Raw genomic sequence first — 515 nt, 5'->3', positions numbered from 1 at the left:
TCACCAGCGAAGAGATTGAACAAAAGGGCGAAACAGAGCTTTATGATGCGCTGCGTCACGAGCCTGGGGTAAGTGTGTCAGGTGGCGCTGGTCGTCCACAAAACATCACGATTCGGGGCATGACGGGTAATCGCATTATGATCATTCGTGACGGCATTCGCTCTGCAGACGGTTTTGGTGCGAATGACAACAATGACAAAGTGGGCCGCGACACGTTCGATCTATCTAATCTTGAATCATTAGAAGTAGTGAAAGGGGCAAGCTCCTCAGTTTTGGGCTCTGGTGCCATTGGTGGCGCTGTGATTCTAAAATCCAAACAGCCGGGCGAGTTTTTAGAAGATCGTGACTTTTATGTTGACGCCACGGGCACTTATACGGGGATCAGCAATAAATACAAAGGCGCGAGCAATTTGGCATTTCGTTCTGGCGATACGGAAAGCTTGGTCAACGCGGCTTATTGGCAAGGTGAAGAGACGCGTAACTTCAGCCAAGATTTGTACAACCGCGATTTGGAT

General features: G+C 49.3%; 1 protein-coding gene. It reads left to right on the top strand.

The features are described from left to right. Nucleotides 1-515: TonB-dependent receptor plug domain-containing protein (locus R7R78_RS29505; RefSeq protein ID WP_225475011.1), on the top strand; the 515-nt coding region annotated here is incomplete at both ends.

Source organism: Vibrio sp. 2134-1, from assembly GCF_033339495.1.
This window is presented reverse-complemented; position numbering and strand designations above follow the sequence as displayed.